1 pseudogene is annotated in these 233 nt (G+C 61.4%); it reads right to left on the minus strand.

The window, feature by feature from the left end:
* Positions 1-233 (minus strand): annotated as a pseudogene (locus SB756_RS35745) (M48 family peptidase); the annotation flags it as partial.

The raw sequence follows: 233 nt of genomic DNA on the forward strand, positions 1-233 counted from the left end.
GATCATTGACCTGGCTGGTCTCCACCAGTTTGTACACGCTGGTTTCGACGTAGTCCTTGAGCTGCGGGTCATTGAGCTGCGACACCTGGCCGCGCAAGTAGGCAAGCCAGGCGCGGCCCAATTGGTATTCCTGTTGTGGCGAGACAATGGCAGAACTGGCGTCGCCAAGTGACGGCAGGTCGTCAGCGAAGCCTGGAGAGGCCAGCAGGCACGCCAGCGTCAGCAGGGTAGGG

The sequence above is a fragment of the Pseudomonas sp. SIMBA_068 genome, from assembly GCF_046534705.1.
Lineage (GTDB): Bacteria > Pseudomonadota > Gammaproteobacteria > Pseudomonadales > Pseudomonadaceae > Aquipseudomonas > Aquipseudomonas putida.